General features: G+C 74.7%; 23 protein-coding genes. 9 read left to right on the forward strand and 14 right to left on the reverse strand.

The features are described 5' to 3' along the window. Positions 1-106: 106 nt before the first annotated feature. Together ACL03H_RS06950 and ACL03H_RS06955 are read right to left on the reverse strand one after the other, a co-directional pair. Positions 107-1,909: a hypothetical protein gene (locus tag ACL03H_RS06950; RefSeq protein ID WP_412810272.1), complete on the reverse strand. Its 1,803-nt coding sequence runs from the start codon at positions 1,907-1,909 to the stop codon at positions 107-109. Further along, positions 1,906-3,534, reverse strand: a complete 1,629-nt coding sequence (locus tag ACL03H_RS06955) for a coiled-coil domain-containing protein (RefSeq protein WP_412810273.1) — start codon at positions 3,532-3,534, stop codon at positions 1,906-1,908. The genes ACL03H_RS06950 and ACL03H_RS06955 overlap by 4 nt, the downstream gene beginning before the upstream one ends. A 181-nt stretch (positions 3,535-3,715) precedes the next feature. Here ACL03H_RS06955 and ACL03H_RS06960 point away from each other — a divergent pair, with 181 nt between their 5' ends. Further along, positions 3,716-4,642, forward strand: a complete 927-nt coding sequence (locus ACL03H_RS06960; protein WP_412810274.1) for a MurR/RpiR family transcriptional regulator — start codon at positions 3,716-3,718, stop codon at positions 4,640-4,642. Then, positions 4,639-5,556: an N-acetylmuramic acid 6-phosphate etherase gene (locus tag ACL03H_RS06965; RefSeq protein WP_412810275.1), complete on the forward strand. Its 918-nt coding sequence runs from the start codon at positions 4,639-4,641 to the stop codon at positions 5,554-5,556. The genes ACL03H_RS06960 and ACL03H_RS06965 overlap by 4 nt, the downstream gene beginning before the upstream one ends. A 45-nt stretch (positions 5,557-5,601) precedes the next feature. On the opposite strand, the gene ACL03H_RS06970 is transcribed toward ACL03H_RS06965, so the two are convergent. Then, positions 5,602-6,534 carry a nucleoside hydrolase gene (locus ACL03H_RS06970; protein WP_412810276.1) on the reverse strand — a complete coding sequence of 311 codons (933 nt, stop codon included), beginning with the start codon at positions 6,532-6,534 and terminating at the stop codon, positions 5,602-5,604. A gap of 37 nt (positions 6,535-6,571) precedes the next feature. Continuing rightward, positions 6,572-7,327, reverse strand: a complete 756-nt coding sequence (locus ACL03H_RS06975; protein WP_412810277.1) for a Fic family protein — start codon at positions 7,325-7,327, stop codon at positions 6,572-6,574. Between the two features lie 288 nt (positions 7,328-7,615). Here ACL03H_RS06975 and acs point away from each other — a divergent pair, with 288 nt between their 5' ends. The 3 genes from acs (at position 7,616) to ACL03H_RS06990 (ending at position 11,560) form a co-directional block, all read left to right on the forward strand. Continuing rightward, positions 7,616-9,595 carry an acetate--CoA ligase gene (gene acs, locus ACL03H_RS06980; protein WP_412810278.1) on the forward strand — a complete coding sequence of 660 codons (1,980 nt, stop codon included), beginning with the start codon at positions 7,616-7,618 and terminating at the stop codon, positions 9,593-9,595. Positions 9,596-9,768: 173 nt separating this feature from the next. After that, a complete protein-coding gene (gene nhaA, locus ACL03H_RS06985; protein ID WP_412810279.1) occupies positions 9,769-10,980 on the forward strand; it encodes a Na+/H+ antiporter NhaA in 1,212 nt (403 codons plus the stop codon). A gap of 73 nt (positions 10,981-11,053) precedes the next feature. Then, complete coding sequence (locus tag ACL03H_RS06990; RefSeq protein ID WP_412810280.1) at positions 11,054-11,560, forward strand: phage holin family protein; 507 nt, start codon at positions 11,054-11,056, stop codon at positions 11,558-11,560. A 138-nt stretch (positions 11,561-11,698) separates the two neighbouring features. On the opposite strand, the gene ACL03H_RS06995 is transcribed toward ACL03H_RS06990, so the two are convergent. Genes ACL03H_RS06995 through nth form a run of 4 tightly spaced genes read right to left on the reverse strand, consistent with a single transcriptional unit; the run spans position 11,699 to position 14,984 of the window. Continuing rightward, a complete protein-coding gene (locus ACL03H_RS06995; protein ID WP_412810281.1) occupies positions 11,699-12,886 on the reverse strand; it encodes a MarP family serine protease in 1,188 nt (395 codons plus the stop codon). A 45-nt stretch (positions 12,887-12,931) separates the two neighbouring features. Then, a complete protein-coding gene (locus ACL03H_RS07000) occupies positions 12,932-13,618 on the reverse strand; it encodes an NUDIX hydrolase (RefSeq protein WP_412810282.1) in 687 nt (228 codons plus the stop codon). Next, positions 13,615-14,250: a TlpA family protein disulfide reductase gene (locus ACL03H_RS07005; protein WP_412810283.1), complete on the reverse strand. Its 636-nt coding sequence runs from the start codon at positions 14,248-14,250 to the stop codon at positions 13,615-13,617. The genes ACL03H_RS07000 and ACL03H_RS07005 overlap by 4 nt, the downstream gene beginning before the upstream one ends. Then, positions 14,247-14,984, reverse strand: coding sequence for an endonuclease III (nth, locus tag ACL03H_RS07010; protein WP_412810444.1), 738 nt, complete (start codon positions 14,982-14,984; stop codon positions 14,247-14,249). The genes ACL03H_RS07005 and nth overlap by 4 nt, the downstream gene beginning before the upstream one ends. A gap of 319 nt (positions 14,985-15,303) precedes the next feature. On the opposite strand from nth, the gene ACL03H_RS07015 reads away from it, so the two are divergent. From ACL03H_RS07015 to ACL03H_RS07025, 3 genes are all read left to right on the forward strand, one after another. Beyond that, complete coding sequence (locus tag ACL03H_RS07015; protein ID WP_412810284.1) at positions 15,304-15,558, forward strand: hypothetical protein; 255 nt, start codon at positions 15,304-15,306, stop codon at positions 15,556-15,558. Positions 15,559-15,651: 93 nt separating this feature from the next. After that, positions 15,652-16,326: a Crp/Fnr family transcriptional regulator gene (locus tag ACL03H_RS07020; protein WP_412810285.1), complete on the forward strand. Its 675-nt coding sequence runs from the start codon at positions 15,652-15,654 to the stop codon at positions 16,324-16,326. A gap of 592 nt (positions 16,327-16,918) precedes the next feature. Further along, on the forward strand, positions 16,919-18,139 hold the full coding sequence (locus tag ACL03H_RS07025; RefSeq protein WP_412810286.1) for an MFS transporter: 1,221 nt from the start codon (positions 16,919-16,921) through the stop codon (positions 18,137-18,139). Between the two features lie 2 nt (positions 18,140-18,141). Here the strand turns inward: ACL03H_RS07025 and ACL03H_RS07030 are convergent, their stop codons facing one another. Then, positions 18,142-18,927 (reverse strand): MBL fold metallo-hydrolase, encoded by a 786-nt coding sequence (locus ACL03H_RS07030; RefSeq protein WP_412810287.1) that lies wholly within the window; start codon positions 18,925-18,927, stop codon positions 18,142-18,144. Further along, a complete protein-coding gene (locus tag ACL03H_RS07035; RefSeq protein ID WP_412810288.1) occupies positions 18,924-19,757 on the reverse strand; it encodes an NUDIX hydrolase in 834 nt (277 codons plus the stop codon). The genes ACL03H_RS07030 and ACL03H_RS07035 overlap by 4 nt, the downstream gene beginning before the upstream one ends. Before the next feature lie 145 nt (positions 19,758-19,902). Between ACL03H_RS07035 and ACL03H_RS07040 the strand changes: the two genes are divergently transcribed. Continuing rightward, on the forward strand, positions 19,903-20,793 hold the full coding sequence (locus ACL03H_RS07040) for a Gfo/Idh/MocA family protein (RefSeq protein WP_412810289.1): 891 nt from the start codon (positions 19,903-19,905) through the stop codon (positions 20,791-20,793). A 73-nt stretch (positions 20,794-20,866) separates the two neighbouring features. Here ACL03H_RS07040 and ACL03H_RS07045 read toward each other — a convergent pair whose 3' ends face one another. The 4 genes from ACL03H_RS07045 to ACL03H_RS07060 form a co-directional block, all read right to left on the reverse strand. Further along, entirely contained in the window at positions 20,867-22,090 is a 1,224-nt protein-coding gene (locus ACL03H_RS07045) for a hypothetical protein (RefSeq protein ID WP_412810290.1), read from the reverse strand. A gap of 35 nt (positions 22,091-22,125) precedes the next feature. Beyond that, positions 22,126-22,734, reverse strand: coding sequence for a hypothetical protein (locus tag ACL03H_RS07050; RefSeq protein WP_412810291.1), 609 nt, complete (start codon positions 22,732-22,734; stop codon positions 22,126-22,128). 334 nt (positions 22,735-23,068) lie between these two features. Next, positions 23,069-23,527 carry a RidA family protein gene (locus ACL03H_RS07055; protein WP_412810292.1) on the reverse strand — a complete coding sequence of 153 codons (459 nt, stop codon included), beginning with the start codon at positions 23,525-23,527 and terminating at the stop codon, positions 23,069-23,071. 2 nt (positions 23,528-23,529) lie between these two features. Beyond that, a complete protein-coding gene (locus tag ACL03H_RS07060; RefSeq protein ID WP_358434781.1) occupies positions 23,530-23,694 on the reverse strand; it encodes a DUF4177 domain-containing protein in 165 nt (54 codons plus the stop codon). Between the last annotated feature and the right edge of the window lie 205 nt (positions 23,695-23,899).

Here is a 23,899-nt window from a genome sequence, read left to right on the forward strand (position 1 = left end):
GCCGGGCCGAGCGGCGGCGGTGGAACCCCGGTCGGCGCGCGGCGGTGATCGGCTCACGACCGCACCGGGGCGCGCGTGCTGCCCGGCGATTCGTCCCGCCGCCGGGTCAGTTGCTCTCCGGGCCGGGGAGGTGCGGACCCAGATGTCCGATGTGGATGGACGCGGTGGCGCCCCTGCTGTCGTCGACGTAGTGCAGCCGCGGTGCCACCCCGCCCCCGCGGTCGATCCGCACGTGCGCGCCGAAGAAGGCGTGCCCGGCGGGTTCCACCTCCGCCGGGACCGGGAAGGTGCGGGCGGTGCGGAAGCGCGGCGTGTTCACCACCAGCTCGCTCTCGCCGGAGGCCACCAGCGCCGGGCTGATGCCCCGCTCTCCGCCGTGCGCGCGCACGTAGTGCGCGAAGCCGCGGAGGTCGGCGCGCCCCGGATCGGCGGCACCGGCGCGGTCGCGGGCGTAGGAGTCCAGCAGCACCAGCACGTTCCAGGTGCGCCGCAACCACTGCCCGCTTCGCCGGTGCCCGTCCAGGGCGGACGGATCGACCTGGGGACCGAAGCGCAGCGCGGGCAGCTCGCGGCGGGCGGTGGCGAGCAGTTCGGCGAAGGTGGCGTGCTCGGGGACGGGTTCGGGCGGGGCCGCGTCCGGCCCCGGTTCCGGGCTGCCGAGGCGCTCCAGCTCGGCGACCCGGTGCCGCAGCCGCAGCAGCTCGTCCTCGGCGGCGTCCAGCTCCTCCGCGTGCAGCGCCGCCTCCAGCTCGGCCTCGCGGGCCGCGCGGACCGTCGCCAGCACCGACCCGGAGCGCAGCGCCGACTCCGCCTCGTCGCGCTGCCGCCGCAGCCGCCCGGCCAGCTCCGCGAGCCGCCGCCGGGAGCGCTCCGCCCGCCCGGCCCGGTCCCGGAGGCGCCGCAACCCGGCGCGACGCTCGGCCAGCTCCGCCGCCGAGGAATCCGCCCGGTCCCTGGCCAGCTCCTCCTGCCGCGCCGCGGTGCCGAGCCGGTCGCGCAGCACCCGGGCCCCGCCGTCGTCGGCGGCGGGCAGCCAGCGCAGGGCGCCGCCGCGCGTGCCGGGGGCGACGCGGCGGTCGTGCATCGGGTCCACCAGCAGCGCGCGCCACGCCCCACCGGTCATCCGGATGGCACCGCCCGCGCGCCAGGAGCTCACCCGCAGCGCGATGTCCACCAGCTTCCGCCACTCGCCGGGGCGTCCGAAGCGCTCCCCCGGCACCACCGGGTCGTCGAGGTGCGGCGCCCACCACGACGGCAGGTAGAGCCGGGCCGCGCGGGCGGGCAGCCACCGGTCCTCGGGGAGCAGCGCGTTCACCCGCTCCCGGACCGAGTCGTCGACGGGCAGCAGGCCGCACAGGCCCTTGGTCGCGGCGCGGAAGCGCAGCAGCTCCGGCGGCATCGGGCGCGCGAGGTCGCCGTGGAAGACCAGCACCGGCGAGTCCCGCACCCCGCCCGCGAAGGTGTGCACCAGGAACTCCACGTCCTCCAGGCCCACCAGCGGGTTCTGCTCGGTCAACGAGTAGGCGCCGCGCGGATCGCGCGGGTCGTGCTCCAGCAGGCCGAGCCGCTGCACCGGGGACACCTGGTCGCGGATCGACCAGGGTCGGGCGGCCTCGGCGTGCACCCAGAACGCGGTCTCCGCGCCGGGGCCGCGCGCCACCACCAGGGCCGCGCGGACCGCGGTCGAGCCCCGGCCCCAGGACGCCCGCCAGCGGCGCGGCAGCCCGGACTCGGCCTCCTGCCCGGCGTCGATGAGCCGCAGCTCGCCCGCCTCGTGCGCGCGCAGCAGCCGGTCGCCCAGGTCGGCCGCCGAGGACGCGGCGTGCCCGGCCGCGCAGAACGCGGTGCGGGGCAGGGGTTCCGGGGCCGAGGGCTCGGCCCCCGGGACACCGGGGTCGGCCGGGATCACCGCGCACCGCCCGCGAGGTCCGGGCCGACGTGGACGTGCACCGCCGCCGTCGGGCCCGCCGTGTCGTCGAGGTAGTGCAGCAGGATCGCCGGTTCGCCCGCGTGGTCCAGCCGCACGACGCCGTCGAACACCGCCCAGCCGGACGCCGCCAGTTCAGCCGGGACGCGGAAGGTCGCGGCGGCCGGGTCCGCGCGGCCCAGCGCGAGCGGCGGGATTCCTCCGGCCCGCAGCCGCGCGGCGGGCGCGCCGTCCGGCTCGGCGGCGTAGGCGGCGAGCAGGTCGAGCGCCTGGGCGCACCGCCGCGCCCGCGCCGGGTCGAGCTCGTCGATCTCGGCGAGCACCTCCGGCCCGAACCGCAGTCCGGCGGGCTCGGACGGCGTCGGCACCTCGTCGGGCACGGTTCCGGCGCGGGCGAGCAGCCGAGCCTCCCTGTCCCGCAACCGCTCCAGCTCCCGCTCGCACTCGTCGAGCCGGTCCGCGCGGACGCGGCTCAGCCGCCGCGCGGCCTCGACGCGGTGGCGGGCGAGGCCGAGCGCGGTGCCCGCGAGCCGTTCCCGCGCCGCGTCGCGCTGCGCCCGCAACCGCAGCGCACCGCCCGCGAGCCTGCGCCGGGAGAGCTCCAGCGAAGCCAGCCGCGCGGTCGCGCTCCCGAGCTCGGCGTCCAGCTCCTCCAGCTCGCCGGAGCGCCGCGCGACGACCTCCCGGGACTCCGCCTCGCGTGCGGCGGCCGACTGGATCCGCTTGCGCAGCGCGGACTTGTCGCCCTCGCCCGCGAACCAGCGCTCGCCCGCTCCGACCGGCGAATCGGCGACCCGCTCGTCGTGCCAGCCCCCGGCGAGCAGCAGCGACCACAGCTCGGCGTCGGCGGTGGCCGAGCCGGGCTCGCGGCGCCGCGCGATCCGCAGCGCCAGGTCGGCCAGCGCCGGCCAGGCCGCGGCGGACTCCGCCTCCCCTTCGGACAGTTCGGGATCCGATTCGGCCGACCAGGGTCCGGGCAGGAACAACCGGGCGCCGCGCCACGGGATCCGCTGCGGCGCGGGCAATTCCGCGTCCAGCCGCCGGGCCACCTCGTCACCGACGAACACCGCCACCGCGCAGCCCGCCGTCGCCGCGCGGAACTCCGCCGCGGGACGCGGCACCGCCAGCGGCGAACCCGGTTCCCGGTCCAGGTGGCGGACCAGCACGGCGGTCTCGCTCCGCCGGTCCCGAACAGCGGCCAGCAGCCCGGGCAGGTCATCGGGATCGTCGCGCACGGTGGATCCGGTGACCGCGAGCCCGCTGCCCGGATCGGCCAGCGGGAACCGGGCCAGGCCGGCGCGGATCAGCGGGGACGGGATTCCCGCGCCCCACCCCGCCGGGCATCTTGCCGCGAACCAGACCCTCGCCTGCTCCCGGCCGCGCAGCAGCGCGAGCACCGCCGACACCGGGCCCTCCGGCCGCTGCCAGGTCATCCGCCAGCGCCGGGGCGTCGCCGGGTCCGCCGGATCCAGCGCGCCCCGGTCGTGGAGCCGCAGCGCGCCCGCCTCGTGCTGCTGGAGCAGGAACTCCGCGTGGTCGGCGAGGGGCCCCGCACCCCACCCGGTCGCGCAGAACAACTCGGCGCCGAGGTCAGCTGACCCGCCCATGTCACCCCGTTCCGCGCCGCTCGCGTCCGCACGCAGCGTAGCGAACGCGCGGGCCGCCCCGGTGGCCGCCGAAGACCGCCCACTCGCGGGCCGACGTTTCAGCGCGCCGGGCGCGACAGCTCGGGAGGAACCGGAAAAACCCGCATTGACCTGCGCAGATCGAGGTTAGTAAGTTTCCCACATGGCCATTGACGACGTCCCCGCCGGAGTCGGCTCGTCCAGCCCGCTGGTGCGGATCCGCTCCCTGCTCCCCGGCCTGGCCAAGGCCGAGCAGCGGGTCGCCCAGGTGGTGCTGGACGCTCCCGCGTCCATCGCGCGGCGCAGCATCACCGACGTGGCCGAGACGGCGGGCACCAGCGAGACCACGGTGACCCGGTTCTGCAAGGCCATCGGGGTCGGCGGTTACCCGGACCTGCGCATCGCGCTGGCCGCCGACACCGCCCGCACCTCGCCTCGGGACCGGGTGCTCGGCGGCGAGATCGAGCCGGGCGAGCGGCTGGAGCAGATCATCGACAAGGTCGCCTACGCCGACGCGAAGGCCGTGGAGGAGACCGCGGGGCAGCTCGACGCGGCCGAGCTGGGCGCGGTGGTCGCGGCCGTCGCGCAGGCCCGCCGGATCGACGTCTACGGGGTCGGCGCCAGCGCCTTCGTCGGCCTCGACCTGCAGCAGAAGCTGCACCGCATCGGGCTGACCTGCTTCGCCTGGTCGGACACGCACGCCGCGCTCACCTCGGCGGCGCTGCTGCGCGAGGGCGACGTGGCGATCGGCATCTCGCACACCGGGGCGACCACCGAGACAGCGGAGGTGCTGCGCGAGGCGGGCCGCCGGGGTGCGGTCACGGCGGCGCTGACCAACTTCAGCCGCTCCCCCATCACGGAGGTGGCCGACCACGTGCTCACCACGGCGGTGCGCGAGACCACCTACCGCTCCGGGGCGATGGCCAGCCGCATCGGCCAGCTCACCGTGATCGACTGCCTGTTCATCGGGGTGGCTCAGCACCGGATCGAGGACACCGAGGCAGCGCTGGAAGCCACCTACGAGGCGGTCGGCGGGCACCGGCTCGGCGCCCGCCCGGACCGCCGCAGGCACAAGGAGGACGGTCGATGAGCGGTGAACGACCGGCGGTGCGGGTCGACGCGCCTACCGAGCGCAGCAACGCGCGGACCAGGGACATCGACCTGCTGCCGACGCTGGACGTGCTGCGGATCCTCAACGCCGAGGACCGGACCGTGCCGGAGGCCGTGGGCCGGGCGCTGCCCGAGCTGGCGCGCGCGGTGGACCTGGCGGTGGCCGCGCTGCGCGGCGGCGGACGGGTGCACTACGTGGGGGCCGGGACCTCCGGGCGGCTCGCGGTGCTGGACGCCGCCGAACTCATCCCCACCTACAACGTGCCCGCGGACTGGGTCGTCGCGCACCAGGCGGGCGGGGTCGGGGCGTTCCAGAAGGCGGTGGAGAACGCCGAGGACGACGCCGAGGCGGGGGCGGCGGAGATCGGCGGTGCGGTGACCGGTGCGGACTTCGTGCTCGGGCTGACCGCCTCCGGGCGGACCCCGTACGTGCTCGGGGCGCTGCGCGCGGCGGGAGCGGCCGGGGCGGGCACGGCGCTGATGTCGTCGAACCCGGAGTCGGCTGGCGCCGCCCCGGCCGACGTGGTGATCGCGGTGGACACCGGCCCGGAGCCGGTCACGGGCTCCACCCGGATGAAGGCGGGCACCGCGCAGAAGCTGGTGCTCACCTCGTTCTCCACGGCCGTGATGATCCGGATGGGCCGCACCTACTCGAACCTGATGGTGAGCCTGCTGGCCACCAACGCGAAGCTGCGCGGCCGCACCGTGGAGATCCTGCGGGAGGCCACCGACGCCGCCGAGCCGGAGTGCGAGCGGGCGCTGGCCGCCGCCGGCGGCGATCTCAAGACGGCCCTGGTGCACCTGCTCACCGGTGTCGAGATCGCCCGCGCCGCCGAAGCCCTCGCCGCCGCGCGCGGCCAGGTCCGGGAAGCCCTGCGCGCCCTGACGTCCTGACCGCTGCCTCGTCCTCCGGGGCGGCTGCTCGGGCGAGCGGCGTGCTCAGGACATCCGGGTGGCGACGTGGCTGAAGGCGGCCTGGAGCAGGTCCCAGAAGCGGTCGGTGTCCAGCACCGTGGCGACCTCGGCGTTGCACCGCTGGGCGGGAGCGTCGAAGTCGGTGACCGTCATCCCGGTGGTGAACCGGCCGTGGAGCTCGACGTCGACCCGAGCGGGCACCGCGCGGAACAGGCCGGGGTCGATCGCGTAGGCGACCGCGCAGGCGTCGTGCACCGCGGGTCCCTCGTCCCGGTAGTGCGGGTGACTGCCGTAGAAGTCGAGGATCGGCGAGATCAGCTCGGCTTCGAGCCGTCCCAGCCCGCGCCACCGCTCGCGCACGGCGGCGACGGCCCTGGCCTGCGCGGTGAGGTCGAGGCCGATCATCACGGGACGCCAGCCGGCGCCGAACACGATGGCGGCGGCCTCGGGGTCGGCGAGGACGTTGAACTCGGCGGCCGGGGTGCGGTTGCCCCGGGTGTAGGAGCCGCCCATGATCACGAGCTCGCGGGCCCACTCGACGATCCGCGGTTCCTTGCGGACGGCGAGCGCGATGTTCGTCAGCGGCCCGACGGCCACCAGCCCGATCTGCCCCGGGGCGGCCGCGAGCGCGTCGACGAGGAAGTCCGCCGCGTATCCGGCGGAGGCGGTGCTCGTCGCCGCCGGCAGCCGCACCCCGCCGAGGCCGTTGCCCCCGTGCACCTGCTCGGCGACCACCGGCTCGCGCACCAGCGGCCGGTCGGCACCCGCCGCGACCGGCGCGTCCATCCCGTAGAACGCGCTCAGGCACCGCGCGTTGTTCGTGGTGTGCGCCAGCCCGACGTTGCCCGCCACGGTGGTGAGCCCGACGACGTCGAGGTCCGGGTTGCCGTGCGCGAGGGCGATGGCCAGCGCGTCGTCGATGCCCGGGTCGCAGTCGATCACGATCTTCTTCGGCACTGTCGCTCCTGCTCGGCGCTCTCGGGGCGGTCGGGGGTCAGGCCTCGACCGCGTCGGCGATGGACTTCGCTTCGCGGGCTCCGGCCTCGAGGGCGGAGCAGCAGTGCGCGATCCAGCGCGCCACGCCGTCCGGTTCGCCGGTGGCGAACGCCGCCGCGGCGGCCTCGTAGTCGGCCTGCCGCCGGAAGTACGCGACCTCCGGGACGACGAGCCCCTTCGGGTCCAGCCCGCTGCCGATCACGCTGAGCCGCGCGGCGGCGCGGGCCACGATCCCGTCGACCTCGCCGAACGGGGCGAGCGCGAGCAGCTCGCCGTGCACCACGGCCGCCTGCACCGGGCCGGGCACGCGGCCCTGGGCGCGGCCGCCCACGTCGGCGATGATCTGGGCGAGCAGGTCCAGCCGGGGCGCGACCGCCTCGTCGGCGCGCGGCCTGCCCAGGCGGTCCGGGTCGCCGGGCAGGTCGGCGGCGGCCAGCACGTGCAGCCGGGCCAGCGCCTGCAGCGGGGCGCGCTGCCAGGTCGGCAGCAGCGGCCCCAGCGCCTCGGCGACCCGCAGCGCACCCGCCAGCAGCGGATCGGTGACCTCGCCGCTCTCCGGGATCTCGGCGGCGCCCCCGGCGACCGCGGCCGAGGCCCGCGCGGCACGCACCGAGGCCTCCGCGCTCGTCGCGGGCCAGCCCCGGCGGTTCGCCGGGTGCCGGTGGATCTCGTCGATGGCCGCCCGCGCGGACGCGACCGCGTCGGTGACCCCGGGCAGCTCCAGCAGCGGGAGCAACGACTCTTGGGCACTCACGCCGCTGGACGCTACCCGGCGGTCGCGCGCGGACCGCCGGGGCCGCCCCGCGCCGGCGTGCGCACTCGGAGCAGGCCGACCGCCCGAACGGAGCCGTCCACTCGTCCGGGTGTGGGCAACACGATTGCAACGCGCGGGGCCGCAGCCTGCTCCGCAGGTGGCACGGCCCCTCCACCGGCCCGGAGCCCGGAAACGGCCGCGCCCGACGCGCGAGCCCTGTCGGAGTGAGCCGCGTCGCATTACGGTCTAGATGACATCAGGCGATACCCAGCAGGGAGGTTCCCCGCAATGAGCCAGCCCGACGGGCCGAGCAAGACCTTGGACAACCTGCTCTCCGAGAGCAGGACCTTCCCGCCGACGGCGGAGTTCGCCGCCGCGGCCAACGCCACGTCGGAGATGTACGACAGGGCTGCCGCCGACCGGGAGGGATTCTGGGCCGAGCAGGCCGATCACCTGCACTGGGATTCCAAGTGGGACCAGGTGCTCGACTGGTCCGGAGCGCCCTTCGCCAAGTGGTTCGTCGGTGGCCGGCTCAACGTGGCGCACAACTGCGCGGACCGGCACGTGGACGCCGGCCTGGGCGACCGGGTCGCGATCCACTGGGAGGGCGAGCCCGGCGACAGCCGCGCCATCACCTACGCCGAGCTGCAGCGGGAGGTCAGCCGCACCGCCAACGCCCTGGCCTCGCTGGGCGTCGGCGCGGGCGACCGGGTCGCGATCTACCTGCCGATGCTGCCGGAGGCCGTGTTCTCGATGCTGGCCTGCGCGCGCCTCGGCGCCCTGCACAGCGTCGTGTTCGGCGGCTTCTCCGCGGAAGCGCTGCGGGCGCGGATCAACGACGCTGAGGCGAAGGTCGTCATCACCTGCGACGGCCAGTACCGCCGCGGCAAGGCCGCCCCGCTCAAGGCCAACGTGGACGAGGCGGTGCGGGCGACGCCGAGCGTGGAGCACGTGCTCGTGGTCAAGCGCACCGAGACCGAGGTCGACTGGAACGAGCGGGACCGGTGGTGGCACGACGTCGTGACCCCGCAGTCCGACCAGCACACCCCGGAGTTCTTCGACTCCGAGCACCCGCTGTTCATCCTCTACACCTCGGGGACCACCGGGAGCCCGAAGGGGATCCTGCACACCTCCGGCGGCTACCTCACCCAGGCCGCCTACACGCACCGGAACGTGTTCGACCTCAAGCCCGAGTCGGACGTGTACTGGTGCACCGCCGACATCGGCTGGGTCACCGGGCACACCTACATCGTCTACGGGCCGCTGGCGAACGGCGCCACGCAGGTGATCTACGAGGGCACCCCGAACAGCCCGCACGAGGGCAGGCACTGGGAGATCGTGCAGAAGTACGGCGTCACGCTCTACTACACGGCGCCGACCACGATCCGCACCTTCATGAAGTGGGGCGCGGAGATCCCCGCCCGCTACGACCTCTCCTCGTTGCGGCTGCTCGGCTCGGTCGGTGAGCCGATCAACCCCGAGGCGTGGGTCTGGTACCGGGACACCATCGGCGGCGGCACCGCGCCGATCGTCGACACCTGGTGGCAGACCGAGACCGGGGCGATCATGATCTCGCCGCTGCCCGGGGTCACCTCGACCAAGCCGGGCTCGGCGCAGGTCCCGGTGCCCGGCATCTCGGCGAAGATCGTCGACGAGACCGGGGAGGACGTCGGCCCAGGCGGCGGTGGGCTGCTGGTGCTCGACCAGCCGTGGCCGGCGATGCTGCGCGGCATCTGGGGCGACGACCAGCGGTTCAAGGACACCTACTGGTCGAAGTTCGCCGACCTCGGCTACTACTTCGCCGGGGACGGCGCGAAGTACGACGACGACGGCGACATCTGGCTGCTGGGCCGGGTGGACGACGTCATGAACGTCTCCGGGCACCGCATCTCCACCACCGAGGTCGAATCGGCCCTGGTCTCGCATCCGACCGTGGCCGAGGCCGCGGTGGTCGGCGCGAGCGACCCCACCACCGGGCAGGGCATCGTCGCGTTCGTGATCCTGCGCGGCAGCGCGGCCGATGAGGCGGGTGGGGAGGCGGCGCTCAAGGTGCTGCGCGACCACGTCTCGCACGAGATCGGCCCGATCGCGAAACCGCGGCAGATCATGGTCGTGCAGGAGCTGCCGAAGACCCGCTCCGGCAAGATCATGCGGCGCTTGCTGCGGGACGTGGCGGAGAACCGGGAGGTCGGCGACGTCTCGACGCTCGCGGACTCCTCGGTGATGGACCTGATCTCGAAGGGGCTGAACAAGTCCTCCGACGAGTGACCGACCTCGTTCCGGGCCCGGCCCCCGAGGGGGTCGGGCCCGGTCGCGCCCGCTCCGGGGAGATCTTCGACACCACGCTGCGGTCCTGTTCGGACTGCTAGGGTTCCGCCAGGTGTGCCGGGAAGTCTGGTCGGCGAGGTGCCAGTGTGCCCAACGGCCGGGGAGGCTTCCCGATGACCTACGACCCGAACGCTCGGCGGAACGCCCGCGCTAAGTCCTTCAACTTCGCCGAATACCTGCGGACCGAGACCATCGGCGGGTTGATCCTGCTGGCCGCCACCGCGCTCGCCCTGATCGCGGCGAACTCCCCCGCGAGCTGGCTCTACATCGGCGTGCGGGAGCTCTCCTTCGGGCCGTCCGCGCTGCACCTGGACCTCACCGTCGGGGAGTGGGTCAAGGACGGGCTGCTGGCGATCTTCTTCTTCGTGGCCGGGCTGGAGCTCAAGCGGGAGCTCGTCGTCGGCGAGCTCGCCGATCGCCGGACCGCGACCCTCCCGGTGCTGGCCGCGCTCGGCGGCATGGTGGTGCCCGCGCTCCTCGCGCTCGCGATCGGGCACGGCGCCCCCGGCATCGGGCAGGCCTGGGCGATCCCGGTCGCCACCGACATCGCCTTCGCGCTGGGCGTGCTGTCGCTGACCGGCTCCGGGATGCCCGCCGCGGCCAGGGTGTTCCTGCTCAGCCTCGCCGTCGTGGACGACCTCGGCGCCATCGTGGTGATCGCCGTGCTGTTCACCGACGGGCTGAGCCTGCTCGCGCTGCTCGTGGCCGCCGCGTTGTGCGGCGCCTACTGGTTCGCGCAGCGCAAGCGGATCACCACGCCCTTCCTCTACGTCCCGCTGGCGGTGGCGGTGTGGGTCGCGGTGCACAGCAGCGGCGTGCACGCCACCATCGCCGGGGTCGCGCTCGGGCTGCTGACCCGGGTGCGGACCGACCCCGAGGAGACCGCCTCGCCCTCGATGCGGCTGGAGCACCGCCTGCAACCCTGGTCGGCCGGGCTGATCGTGCCCGTGTTCGCGTTCTTCGCGGCGGGTGTCCCGCTGAGCGGGGAAGCGCTGGGCGGGGTGTTCCAGGACCGGGTCTCGGTGGCGGTGATGGCCGGGTTGTTCGTCGGCAAGTTCGTCGGAATCCTCGGCATCTCCTACCTCGCGGTCCGGCTCGGCCTCGGGGCGCGTCCCACCGGGGTGACCTGGCGGGACCTGTCCGCGCTCGCGATGCTCGGCGGGGTCGGGTTCACCGTCAGCCTGCTCATCGCCGAGCTCTCGCTGAGCGGGGACGCCGCCGAGCGCGCCAAGACGGCCGTGCTCCTCGCCTCCGCGTTGGCCTCGCTGATCGCCTCGGCGATGCTGCTGCGCCGCGGCAGGCGCGCGGCCCGCGCGGAGAGCTGATCGACCGCGGGAGATCACCCGCGGATAACGCCACGGGAGTCTCAGTCGGTCACCGCTGAGGCGGCGTGGCACGATGTCGGGCGTGAACAGCGCCAAGAACACCCAGCACGACAGCGACGGCGCAGCCTGGTCGGCCGTCACGTCCCTCCCGTTGTCCGAAGAGGGCACCGGCGCGGGCGGCGAGCAGTCCATCGGCTCCCTCGTGCGCGATGCGACCGCGCACCTGTCGACGCTGGTCCGCGCGGAGATCGAGCTCGCGAAGTCCGAGATCGCGGGCGAGGTGAAGAAGGGCGTCCGGGGCAGCGTCTACTTCGTCCTCGCGCTGGCCGTGCTCGGGTTCAGCACGTTCTTCCTGTTCTTCACCCTGGCCGAGGGCATCCACGCGCTCGGCATCTGGCGGTGGGCGTCGTTCGGGATCGTGTTCCTGCTGATGCTGCTGGTCGCCGGCCTGTTCGCGCTGCTCGGCTACCGGCGGGTGCGCAAGATCCGGGCACCGCAGCGCACCATCGCGACGCTCAAGGACACCAAGCAGCTGGCCCGCAAGCGGAACCAGGACGAGGCCGAGGCCCTGGAGGGCTAGTCCGCGGCCGCGACACCGACGCGCACCCGCCGATCTCCGGCGGGTGCGCGTCGTCGTTCGGGGGCGAGCTCGGAGTCCACCGGCCGAGCTCGCGGGGCGCGCGGTCCGGCGACCGGTGTCGCCGCGCGGACCGCCGGGTCAACCGCCGGTGCAGTCGCCGGTGGGGACGGGCTCGGTGAGGGACGAGGACTCCGCGACCTCGTCGGCGACCTCGTCGGCGGTGAGCGCGAAGCCGGTCTCCGGATCGTCGACGGCGGCGCCGAACACCACGCCCACCACGTCGCCCTCGGGATCGATCAGTGGTCCGCCGGAGTTCCCGCTCTGCACCTTCCCGCGCACCGTGTAGACGTCGCGGACCACGGTGTTCTCCTCGTAGATGTCCGGTCCGCGCAGGTGGATCCGCTGCCGCAGCCGCCCGGGCGAGGCCGTGTACGGGCCGTCCAGCGGGTAGCCCAGCGCGATCACGCTGCCGCCGGGCGGCACCTCGGCGCGGTCCAGCGGCATCGCGTCCGCGTCCAGGTCCGGCACCGCCAGCACCGCGAGGTCCGTCTCGGGGTCGAACATGACCACGTCGGCTGCGAACTCGCCGCGCCCCACCTCGATCGCGACCCGGTCGGTCCCGGCGACCACGTGCGCGTTCGTCATCACGCGGTTCGGGGCCACCACGAAGCCGGTCCCCTCCAGGGCGCGCGCGCAGGAGGACGCCCGGCCGCGCACCTTCACGACGCTGGTCTGCGCGTTGCGCACCACGTCGCCACCGACGAGGCTCTGGTCCGGCGGGTCGATGGCGGCGACCGGGGTGCGCGAGAACGGCTCCAGCGCGTCCGGGAAGCCGCTCACCCCGAGCATCCGCCGCAGCTCGTCGGGCAGCGCCTTCACCGCGGAGGGCATCACCGCGTCCACCTGGGTGAGCACCTTCGACCGGGTGATCGCCGAGGCCAGCCCGGGCATCGCCGAGGCCGAGGTGAACGGCAGCGCCACCAGCCAGGCCACCACGAACACGGCGATGCACTGGAGCACCGCGCCCAGCACGTTGTCGACGCCGGTCAGCTTCGGCGAGGTGATCCGGTCCCGCAGCTCCCTGCCGGCCCACATGCCGAAGGTCTCGCCGAAGGCCACCAGCAGCACGACGATGCCCACGCCGAACCCGATCCGGGCGGGCTGGCTGTCCAGCCGCTCCAGCAGCAGCGGCGCCACCCGCAGGCCCACGATCGCGCCGACGAACACGCCGAGGAACGAGAACAGCGCCGTGACCAGGCCGTTGCGCGCGCCGGACACGGCCGCCAGCAGGGCCAGCGCCACCACGAGCAGATCGACCCAGTTCACCGAACACCCCTCCTCCGCACCGCGACCCCGCGCGGTCCGGCCCGATCAGTCGTCGAAGCCGACCTCGGCGGCCGCCTCCGCGGCGCGCCAGGCCTCCTCCAGGTCCAGCACGTCGACGTCGTTCCAGCCCGCGCCCCAACCGCCGAGGTCGAGCACGCCGGACAGCAACGCGCCGGTGAAACCCCAGACCAGCATCCCCGGCACGAGGAAGGCGGGGCCGGGCCGCCCGCTGCGCAACCGCACCCGGATCCGGTTCGCCGGATCCACCAGCCGGGACAGCGGCACCCGGGCCACCGCCCGAGTCTCCCCGAGGTCCACCGGGGCCACCGGGCACGGCCGCGACCAGTGCGCCAGCACCGGAGTCACCCGGAACCCGCTGTGCGCGACGTGCAGCTCCGGCAGCGTGCCCAGCGGCCGCACGCCCTCGGGCAGCACGCCGACCTCCTCCCGCGCCTCGCGCAGCGCGGCCGCCACCGGGCCCTCGTCGGTGTCGTCGATGCCTCCACCGGGGAAGGCGACCTGGCCGGGGTGCGAGCTGAGCCCGTCGGCGCGGCGCAGCAGCAGCACGTCCGGCCCGTCGGCGAACAGCACCAGCACCGCGGCCGGGCGGGCGGAGCGCGGCGCGCGCAGGCGGGGCCAGCCGAAGTGGCCTTGGTCGACCTCGGCGCTGCGGCGCACCAGGGGGCGCAGCCACTCCGGGGCGTCCGCCGGGCTGACCGGCAGATCCGTCACGAGCGTCCTCCCAAGGTGCGGCGGACGGCGGCGTCGACCGCGTCCCCGGACTCGAAGACCTCCGGCGGGTCGATCCGCCGGATCTCGCCCTCGGCGGTGACCACGAAGCTCGCCGGGAGCGCGTTCGGCACCCGCAGCGCCTGCCGCACCGCGCCCTCCGGATCGTGCACGTTCGGGAACCGGACGCCGAGGGAGCGGAGCAGCTCCAGGCCGTCCGCCTCGTCGCTGCGCACCTGCACACCCAGCACCGGGATCGCCCCCGGGCGGTGCGCGTAGTCCTGCAGCGCGGGCAGCTCGGTGCGGCAGGGCGCGCACCAGGTGGCCCACACGTTGATCAGCGCCGGCCGACCGGCCAGCGCCGCGCCCACGTCGGCCGGAGCGCCGTCGGCCAGGCAGGTGCCGGTCACCCCGGCCAGCCGCTCGGGGCCGCCCGGCGACGGGCTCGGACAGGGTTCCAACCCGGTGCGCAGCGCCGGGTCCACCGGCGGCGCCGCACGCTCCGGTCCGGGCGGGGCAGCCCGCGAACCGATGTCGCCGGAACCGCCGGGCCACAGCGCGACCGCGGCCAGCACGGCCAGCACGAGCACCACGAGGGTCCACTGGATCTCGCGGCGGAACTCGCGCACGCTCACGCGTCCGGCTCCTTCGCCGCGGCCCGCTCGATCGTCGCCTCGTCGAGCTCCCCGGCGATCCCGGCCAGCTCCAGCAACCGGGGCGCCTCCGGGCCGCGGACCAGCTTCGCCGCCGCGACCGGCTCCTCCGGTCCCGCTCCGAACGCGGGGCAGTCCTTCGCCAGCAGGCACGCACCGCACGCGGGCTTGCGCGCGTGGCAGACGCGGCGGCCGTGGAAGATCACGTAGTGCGAGAGCATCGTCCACTGCTCGCGGGGGATCAGCTCACCGATCACGTGCTCGACCTTGACCGGATCCTCCTCGGAGGTCCAGCCCCAGCGGCGCACCAGCCGCCCGAAGTGCGTGTCCACGGTGATGCCGGGAACGTCGAACGCGTTGCCGAGGATGACGTTGGCGGTCTTGCGCCCGATCCCGGGCAGCTTGACCAGGTCCTCCAGCCGGTCCGGCACCTGCCCGCCGTGCTCGGCGACCAGGGCGGCGCCCAGGCCCATCAGCGAGTTCGCCTTGTTCCGGTAGAAGCCGGTGGAGCGGATCAGCTCCTCCAGCTCGGTCCGGTCCGCGCCCGCGTAGTCGGCGGCCTCCGGGTAGCGGGCGAACAGGGCCGGCGTGACCTGGTTGACCCGCTTGTCGGTGCACTGCGCGGACAGGATGGTGGCCACGGCCAGTTGCAGCGGGGTCTCGAAGTCGAGCTCGCAGTGCGCGTCCGGGTACCCCTCCGCGAGGGCGCGGACCATGCGCCGCGCCCGGCGAACCAGCCCGGTGCGGGTCTCGGTCCCGGCCTGGGCCGCGCTGCGCTTGCGCCGGGCCTTCCGCGCGGGTGACGAAGCCGCCGAGCGGTGCTCGGGCGCGGTGGCGGTGGCCGAGCGGGAGCCCGCCGTCCGCCCCGCCGGGGGTCGATGTGAGGATGATCGACCAGGCTGAGCCGGGTCGTGGTCTGGCTCGGGCACTCCACCAGACTACGGACCGGCGCGACCCCCGGACCCGACCCCGTCGACGGGGCAACCGACCCCCGGTTGCTGCCGTCTCGAAGGCATGAGCGAGGATTCAACCATCATGACTGCCTGGTTCGTTATCGTCGTGCCGCTAGTGATCATGTTCTTCACGCTCTTCATGGAGCGCGTGGAGGCACGCCTGCGGCACGTCGCGGTACAGGAGAACGAGGTTGAAGAGCTGCTGGAGAACGCTCGGCCCGATGAGGTCCGGGCGCTGTTCCGGCAGGGAATCGGACGTGCGCTGGAGCTGTTCCAGCTCCGCAGGGTGGGGCGCGCCGGTAAGCTGCGAACTCGCCGTTCCCGCGACCGGTCTTAGACTCACACTGGTAGTGATCGGCGGCACAGTCCGGTGACCGCGACGCGGGCACCGCTCGGAACGAGCCGCCGCGTCTCAACATGGAGGGACGAGGTGGACGAGACCCTGTCCAGGGCCGGCATCTTCCAGGGTGTGGAGCCGGCCGCTGCGGAGGCATTGACCCAATCGCTGGAACCGTCTGAGTTCCCGCGCGGACACGTCATCTTCGCCGAGGGCGAGCCCGGTGACCGGCTTTACATCATCCAGTCCGGCAAGGTGAAGCTCGGGCGCAAGTCCCCGGACGGCCGCGAGAACCTGCTCGCGATCATGGGTCCGTCGGACATGTTCGGCGAGCTGTCCATCTTCGACCCGGGCCCCCGCACCTCGACGGCCACCACGGTGACCGAGGTGCGCGCGCTGACGATGGACCGCGGCGCGCTCCGGCAGTGGATCGGCAACCGGCCGGAGATCGCGGAGCAGCTGCTGCGGGTCGTCGCGCGCAGGCTGCGCCGGACCAACGGAATGCTCGCGGACCTGATCTTCACCGACGTGCCCGGCCGCGTGGCCAAGGCGCTGCTGCAGCTCGCGCAGCGCTTCGGCAGCCAGGAGGCGGGCCTGCTGCGGGTCACCCACGACCTCACGCAGGAAGAGATCGCGCAGTACGTCGGCGCCTCGCGGGAGACCGTGAACAAGGCCCTGGCCGACTTCGCGCACCGGGGCTGGCTGCGCCTCGAGGGCAAGAGCGTGCTGATCCTCGACCCCGAGCGCTTGGCGCGCCGCGCCCGCTGAGCTCCGGCCGGCTCCGGCCGGTCGCCTCGACCACGCGCGTCGGCTGGCGGGTCCGCTTCCTTCGGACCCGTCGGCCGACGCGCGTTTTCGCGCGCCCGCACGACCCCGCTCGCGCCGAGTGCGCGCGCGGCGGCCGGATCAAGCTCCCGCGCCGGACACGTCGGGTGACCATCTGAGTGGGGGACGTTGTACCCGGTTTCCGGGAGGTCGCCGCGGGGCATACTAGTGCCACGGAGCACGGCGGCCGGGAGGGCGAATTCCGCGACTTCGATGCAACCCGCACCGAGTTCGCGACGTCTTACCAGTAGGAGGGCAGGGAACTCCTCCTTCCGCGGTGCGCGGAGAACGACCTCCGGAACGGGTTCGGGGCCGACCCGGAGGTTCTGGAAAGCGTGGTTGGTCGGGGGACGAGCCGCGCGAGCGAAAGGGCTGGAGCGTCGCGTCGGGGGCGACGCCCCAGCTCTTTCGCATGTTCGGGCCGTCCATCGGCTCCGGCCCCGCCTTCCCGCGCTCGCCCGGTCGCTTCCCGGGTGGCGGACGCGACCACCCAAATGACTGGTACTGCCGTACCAGAAGACGGATACTGGTACGCGTGTCCCACTCGATCACCCTCGCCGACTACCGCGCCGCGCTGCGCGCCCCCGGGGCCGCGGCCCCCGTCCTGACCTCGCTGCTCGGCAGGCTGCCGATCGCCATGATCGGCCTGGCCCTGCTGCTCTACGTGCAGAAGGAGACCGGCAGCTTCGCCATCGCCGGGCTCGTCTCGGCGGCGGAGCTGGTGGGGGTGGCCTGCGGGTCGGTGGTGCAGAGCCGGGTGATCGACCGGATCGGACCGACCCGCCCGATGGTGGTCATGTCGGGTGCCCTCGCGGTGCTGGTCGCAGCCGAGATCGCGGCCATCGAGGCGGGCGCGCCGGTCCTGGTGCTCACGGTGCTCGGGTTCGCCCTCGGCGCCAGCCAGCCGACCGTGGCTCCCGCCTCCCGCGCGCTGTGGGCCCGGCTGGTGCCGTCCGGGCCGGTGCGCGACGCCGCCTACTCCTACGAGGCGATCAGCATGGAGGTCTTCTTCATCCTCGGTCCCGGGCTCGCCGGGCTGCTGGTCGCACTTCCCTGGCCGGGCGCGGGCGTCGTCGCCGGGGCCGCGTGCATGATCGTCGGCAGCCTCGGCTTCGCCGCCACCCCCGCCGCGCGCGGGCTGCGGCCCGCGGGCGCGACGGCGAACGGCGACCTGCTCGGCGCCTTCCGGGCGCCGGGGATGCGCACGGTGGCGCTGGCCGCGCTCGGCTTCGGCGTGCTCGTCGGGTTCGTCGAGGTCGGCGTCCCCGCCTCGGCCGTGCGCGCCGGGGCGCCGAACGCGGGCGGCCTGCTGCTGAGCGCCCTGTCGGTGACCTCGGTGGTGTTCGGCGTGCTCTACGGGATGCGCCCCTGGCCGCGCCCGATGCACCTGCGCCTGCCCGCGCTGCTGCTCGGCTTCGCCGGGCTCGTGGCGCTGCTGGCGGTCCCGGGATCGCTGTGGGGGCTGTGCTCGGCGCTGCTGCTGGCCGGCTGCCTGATCACCCCGCAGTCCACGGCGCACTCGGTCGCCTTGGAGCGGGCCGCCCCCGCCGGGACCGAGACGGAGGCGTTCGGCTGGGTGGTCACGGCCGTGACGCTGGGCGCCGCGCTCGGGCAGTCGGTGAGCGGCCGGATCGTGGAGTCCGCGGGCCCGCCGACCGCGTTCCTGGTCGCTGGGGTGGTCGGCGCGCTGCTGGCCGTCGGCCTGTGGCTGCGCCGCGGCACCCTCGCGCCCGCCCCGGAGCCCGTCCCGGCGTGAGCTCAGCGCTCGCCGAGCTCCTCCAGGTGGGCGAGCTGGGCCCGCACGCTCCACTCGGCGGCGGGCCACACGGCCGGGTCCACCTCCGCGTAGACGATCTCCACGATCTCGCGGGCGGAGATCCCGGAACCGCGCTCGCGCAGCACCGCGCGGATCTGCCCGAGCCGCTGCTCGCGGTGCTCCAGGTAGCCCGCCGCCGCGGCCGCCACGTCCGGCAGCTCCGGCCCGTGGCCGGGCAGCGCCAGCACCCCGGCGCCCAGCTCCGCCAGGGCGCGCAACGAGCCCAGGTAGGAGCCGAGGTGCCCGTCCGGGTGGGCGACCACCGTGGTGCCCCGGCCCAGGACGGTGTCCCCGGTGAACACCGCCGAGACGCCCCCGTGCTCGGCGCGCAGGCACACCGAGTCCCGGGTGTGCCCCGGGGTGGCGAGCACGGTCAGCCGCACGCCCGCCGCGTCGAGGACCTCGCCGTCGACCAGCGGTTCCGCGCCCGAGCACAGCGCCGGGTCCAGCGCGCGCACCGGCGCACCGGTGCGCTCGGCCAGCTCGGCGGCCCCTTCGGTGTGGTCCTCGTGGTGGTGGCTGAGCAGGATCAGCGACACGGGCCCGTGGGTGAGGATCCGCTCCAGGTGCTCGCCGCCGGGTCCCGGATCGAGCACCGCGCGGTGCGGGCCCGCGCCGATCAGCCAGGTGTTGGTGCCGTCCAGCGTCATCGGCCCCGGGTTGGTGGCCAGCAGCACCGAGGCGAACGGCGTCACCGCTCGCCGCTGCCCGTAAGCGGGATGGGTCATCGGCCCCGCTCCTCGTAACCCGGCTCCCCCGGCAGCACCGCGCGCCACGCGCCGTCCCGGTGCACCAGCCGGGGCAGCACCTTGCCCAGCGAGCGCTCCAGTTCCAGCGCGGCGGGCAGGCCGTCGCAGGCGGCGATCTCGGACAGCGTCACCCAGGTCGGCGGCAGCAGGCCGCAGCGGCCCTGCCGCCAGTCCTCCAGCGCGGCCTCCGGGGTGCTCCAGTAGGCGTGCGCGGCCTCGGTGGTGACGCCGTCGGCGCGCTGCCCCTCGGGCATCGCGGCGACGAAGAACCGGGTGTCGTACCGGCGCGGCTCCTCCTCCGGGGTCACCCAGTTCGCCCAGGGCCGCAGCAGATCCGCACGCAGGACCAGCCCCGCGTCCGCGAGGAACGCCGCGAACGAGAGCTCCTTGGAGACCAACCGGGGTCGCGCGTCCGCGTACGGCCGGGTGTCCGCGACGACCGAATCCGGCGCGGGCCCGGCGAGCAGGACTCCGGATTCCTCGAAGGTCTCGCGCACCGCCGCGCACACCAGCGCCCTGGCCAGCTCCTCGGAGCAGCCGAAGCGGCGCGCCCACCAGCGCGGCGGCGGGCCGCTCCAGGCGATCGAGGCGTCGGCGTCGCGCGGATCCACGCCCCCGCCGGGGAAAACAGTCATGCCGCCGGCGAAAGGCATGTTCTTCACCCTGCGCTGCAGGAACACCTCCAGCCCCGGCGTTCCGTCGCGGAGCAGCACGACCGTGGCGGCGTCCTTGGTGGGAACCGGCGGGTCGGGTGGCTCCGGTGGGACGAACCCGGCTGGCAGCGTCAGATCCTCCGGAAGTCGCACCATGCCAGCCACCCTAAGCCGAACGGGGGCCGCGATCACCCCGCGAGAGCGGTGAAATCCGCTGCACCCGTGGACTTTTCCCCATCGCGGACCCGCTTTCCGGCCCCCGCGATCTGCACGATGATCCGGAGCCGGGGACGATGACCGCATGAGCGATGCACTTCGGGTCGGGATCGTCGGAGCGGGGCCGTGGGCGAGGCGCGTGCACGCACCCGGCGTGCACGGGCACCCCGGAACGCGCCTCACCGCCGTGTGGTCCCGGCGCTCGGAGGCGGCGAAGGAACTCGCCTACCAGTACGACGCGGACGTGGCCGACGACTACGACTCGCTGCTCGACGTGGTGGACGCGGTGGCCTTCGCGGTGCCGCCCGCCGTGCAGGGCGAGCTGGCCGTGCAGGCCGCGTGCGAGGGCAAGCACCTGATCCTGGAGAAGCCGCTCGCCGGGGACGTGCCGACGGCCGAGGCCGTGGCCGGGGCGGTGCGCCAGAGCGGGGTGGCGGCGCTGCTCATGCTCACCCGGCGGTTCGCGCCGGAGGTCCGGGACTGGCTGACCGGGCTGGGGCACCTGGGCGGCTGGACCGGGGGAACCGCCCAGTGGCTCGGGGGCGGGCTGCTGTCCGGGGACTACGCGACGACGCCGTGGCGGCAGGAGAGCACCGGGGCGCTGCTGGACGCGGGCCCGCACGCGCTGGACCTGCTGGACGCGGCGCTCGGCCGGATCAATCAGGTGCACCACGCCCGACGGGACCGGTCCGACCTGTGGCAGGTGGTGCTCGGGCACGCGAGCGGCGCGAGCAGCACGCTGTCGCTGTCGCTGCGGGTGCCGGTGCAACCGGCGCTCGTCGAGTTCACGCTGTACGGCTCGAACGGGAAGTCCCAGCTCGCCGGCCACCGGACCGCGGCGCACGAGTGCTACGCGCAGCTGCTCGACGAGTTCCTCGCCATGATCCGCTCGGGCCGCACCGCGCACCCCTGCGACGTGCGCCGCGGTCTGCACCTGCAACGCGTGCTGGACGGAGTCCGCAGAGCCGCCCTCTGATCCCGCGGACGGGTGCGCGGCCCGGCCACCCGCTGCCGCGGACCGACCGGGCCCGCTCCCGGGGGACGATGCGTCAGCGTTCGATGGGCGGGAAACCACCGGTGGCGGAGCCGGGCATGGTGTGGCCGCGGGCGTCCTGGCCCTGCGGCTTGCCGCCGACCGGTTGCGCCTGCTGCTCCCCCGGGCCACCGCGGTCCTGCTCCCGCTGGGCCAGCTCCTCGTGCAGCTTGCGCAGCAGGTTGCGCTCCCGGTCGGTGAGCTTGGCGTCCACCGCCGCCGGGACGCGGGTGTTCTTGCCGCCGCCCTCCTGCTCGCCGGGCTGGGCCCGCAGCTCCTCCGGGTTCACCGGGCGCTGCCGCAGCGTCGGCTCGCCGCGCTGCGCGGGCCCCGGCTCCGGTGCCGGCTCCGGCCGCCGCTGCGGCTGCGGCGCTGGGCGGGCCTGTTCGGCGCGGGCGGGTTCGGGGCGAACCGGCTCCGGCCGGACCGCGTCCGGGCGAGCGTGGTCAGGACGTGCCGAGTCGGCGACTGGATCGGGAACCGGGGCCTCGGCGCGTCTTCCCGGCCCCGTGGCTGGCTCACTCGGGACGTCTGCTCCCCCGCCGGGCTTGCTGCCCGCTGTCGCCCGCGGGGCCCGCGCGTGGTTCGCGGAGCCGCTGGGGATCGCCACCTGCGCGGCCAGGTCCAGGTGCACCCGGCGCGAGGTGGCCAACGCGTTGCGGTGGTACGGCGGGAGGTCCATCCCGCTGGTGAACACGTCCACCGAGCAGTTCACCCCGGCCCTGCGCAGCGCCTCCAGCAGCTGATAGCCGGTCGCGGTGATCGATCCGTCCGGCCCGACCTCGGCCAGCAGCACCCGCCTCGGCACCGCCCCGTAGGTGATGCCCGCCGGGGTGGTGCGCCACGTGCACCACAGCGCGCGCACCCCGGGCAAGCGGCCCGCGATCGGCGCCAGCGCGTCGACCAGCCCGTGATCCGAGCGGTCCGCCGCCTCGTGGTGCTCGCTGAACCGGTGTCCCTCGTCCTGGACGGTCTCCACCACGTGCAACCGGTCCGCGGGCGCGTGCGGCGAGCCGGCCTCGTCCAGCGAGCGGCGCAGGTTGTACTGCTCCGTCGAGGTGACCGGGATCCGTCCCGCCAGCAGGCAGCCCACCAGGAACTCGGCGGCCGCGGCGAGCTGCCCGATGCCGAGCATCTCGCGAACCGAATTGACGGCGTCGTCGTCCACCCGGCCCGTCAGGGCCAGCAGGAGGTTGTGCAGGCGTTCAACCGGCCCCGCACCCTCAGCGACGTCCACCACGAATGCCTCCTTCTACGGTGCCTGCACCGGCACCGTCAGCCACGATGTCCCACGAGTTCGTCGGCGCCCGAGCACACCAGAGTCGACTCGGCGAGCGCGGCGCGGTGGTATGCGGTCGGTTCCACCTCGGGCGGCAGCACTTCGACGCACGGCTCGGTGTCCCCCAGCGCGCGCAGGATGCGCTGCAGTTCGCTGGTGAGCTCGACGGGGTCCGCGGAGGCCGCCACCAAGATGATCCGCTTGGGCCGCGTGCCCGGCAGGTGCCGCCAGGAGCTGCGCGTCTCGCGCACGCCCTGCCTGCCGCGCAGCGTCGCACCGAGCACCAGCACGCCGGGGTCGCCCTTGTCGTCCACGTGGGACTCGGCGCGGAACGTGTAGCGGTCCGGCTCGCCGCCGGGCAGCACCGCGTGCACCGCGGACGGGTCGGCGCCCAGCGGCAGCAGCGTCTCCGCGAGCCTGCGGTGGTCGGCGTCGGTCAACGCGACCCGCTCGCGCACCAGGGTCGCGGGCAGCGAGCGCGCCACGACGTCGGCGGCACCGCCCGCCAACCAGTCCCGGTAGCGCCAGAGATGCCGGTCCGGCAGCCGTCCGGCAAGTCGAAGCAGCAACTCGTGGCACAAGAGGTCCGTTTCGCGTACCGCCACGTCGCCCCCTCCCAGCTTCGTTCGCTAGTCACCCGGCGCGAGCAATGCCCGCACCCCTCACGCCGCAAGCACTCGATCAGGGCAGACTCTCTCTCGCTGCGTAGCGATGAGCAAGCCCCTGGCGAACACTCGCCGGTATTAGTACCGCCATTCGGGTGAGCACACACTGATCACCCGAAGTAGCGACGCCCGCAGCGTACTGGTAGCGGGCGGGGTCGCGGGGCCTACCTCGCGCAAACCATCGGCCGCGCAGGACAGGCCCGGACGACGGGAGCCGCGGCACCCGTGGGCACCGCGGCTCCCCGCCTGCTCCGGGCCGCGCGGCCCGGTTCGCTCACGCCACTTCGACGATCATCTCGACCTCGACCGGGGCCCCCACCGGGAGCTCGGCGACGCCGACCGCGGAGCGGGCGTGCACCCCTGCCTCGCCGAAGACCTCGCCGAGCAGCTCCGAGGCGCCGTTGATCACCGCGGGCTGCCCGGTGAAGCCCTCGGCGGAGGCGACGAAGCCGACGACCTTCACGATCCGCACGATCGAGTCGAGCCCGACCAGCGCGTCCACCGCCGCCAGCGCGTTCAGCGCGCAGGTGCGGGCGTGCGCCGCGGCCTGCTCGGCGTCGACCTCCGCGCCGACCTTGCCGGTCGCGGCGAGCTTCCCGCCGACGAACGGCAGCTGACCGGAGGTGAACACCTGCGCACCGCTGCGCACCGCTGGCACGTACGCGGCGACGGGAGTCGCGACCTCCGGCAGCTCGATGCCCAGTTCGGCGAGCCGTTCCTTCCAGGCGCCCACGATCAGGACTCCTTCGCGCGCTTCAGGTAGGCGACGTGCTGCTCCCCGGTCGGGCCGGGCAGCACGGAGACGAGCTCCCAGCCGTCCTCGCCCCACTGGTCCAGGATCTGCTTCGTCGCGTGGGTCAACAGCGGTACGGTCGCGTACTCCCATTTGGTCATGGTCACCAGCGTAGGTACGGTCGGCGCTCCCGGCGCCGCTGGCCCGCTCCGCCCGCGCGCCCGCGCCACCGCGCTGATCACGTCGGTCCGGTCCGCCCTCGGCCGGACCGCGTCACGATCCCGCCGCCCGGCCGTCCCACCCGTGCCGGACGCGGCCGGAGCGCAGAACTGCGCAGGCCGCCCACCGCCGGAAACCCGCCGCACCTGAGCA

This window comes from Saccharopolyspora antibiotica (assembly GCF_047200635.1).
In the GTDB taxonomy this organism is placed as follows: domain Bacteria; phylum Actinomycetota; class Actinomycetes; order Mycobacteriales; family Pseudonocardiaceae; genus Saccharopolyspora_C.

Coding starts and splice junctions, on each gene's coding strand:
- ACL03H_RS06955 (WP_412810273.1), bottom strand. CDS start 3,534: ATGGGCGGGTCAGCTGACCTCGGCGCCGAGTTGTTCTGCGCGACCGGG.
- ACL03H_RS06960 (WP_412810274.1), top strand. CDS start 3,716: ATGGCCATTGACGACGTCCCCGCCGGAGTCGGCTCGTCCAGCCCGCTG.
- ACL03H_RS06965 (WP_412810275.1), top strand. CDS start 4,639: ATGAGCGGTGAACGACCGGCGGTGCGGGTCGACGCGCCTACCGAGCGC.
- acs (WP_412810278.1), top strand. CDS start 7,616: ATGAGCCAGCCCGACGGGCCGAGCAAGACCTTGGACAACCTGCTCTCC.
- nhaA (WP_412810279.1), top strand. CDS start 9,769: ATGACCTACGACCCGAACGCTCGGCGGAACGCCCGCGCTAAGTCCTTC.
- ACL03H_RS06990 (WP_412810280.1), top strand. CDS start 11,054: ATGTCGGGCGTGAACAGCGCCAAGAACACCCAGCACGACAGCGACGGC.
- nth (WP_412810444.1), bottom strand. CDS start 14,984: ATGGTCCGCGCCCTCGCGGAGGGGTACCCGGACGCGCACTGCGAGCTC.
- ACL03H_RS07015 (WP_412810284.1), top strand. CDS start 15,304: ATGACTGCCTGGTTCGTTATCGTCGTGCCGCTAGTGATCATGTTCTTC.
- ACL03H_RS07030 (WP_412810287.1), bottom strand. CDS start 18,927: ATGACCCATCCCGCTTACGGGCAGCGGCGAGCGGTGACGCCGTTCGCC.
- ACL03H_RS07035 (WP_412810288.1), bottom strand. CDS start 19,757: ATGGTGCGACTTCCGGAGGATCTGACGCTGCCAGCCGGGTTCGTCCCA.
- ACL03H_RS07040 (WP_412810289.1), top strand. CDS start 19,903: ATGAGCGATGCACTTCGGGTCGGGATCGTCGGAGCGGGGCCGTGGGCG.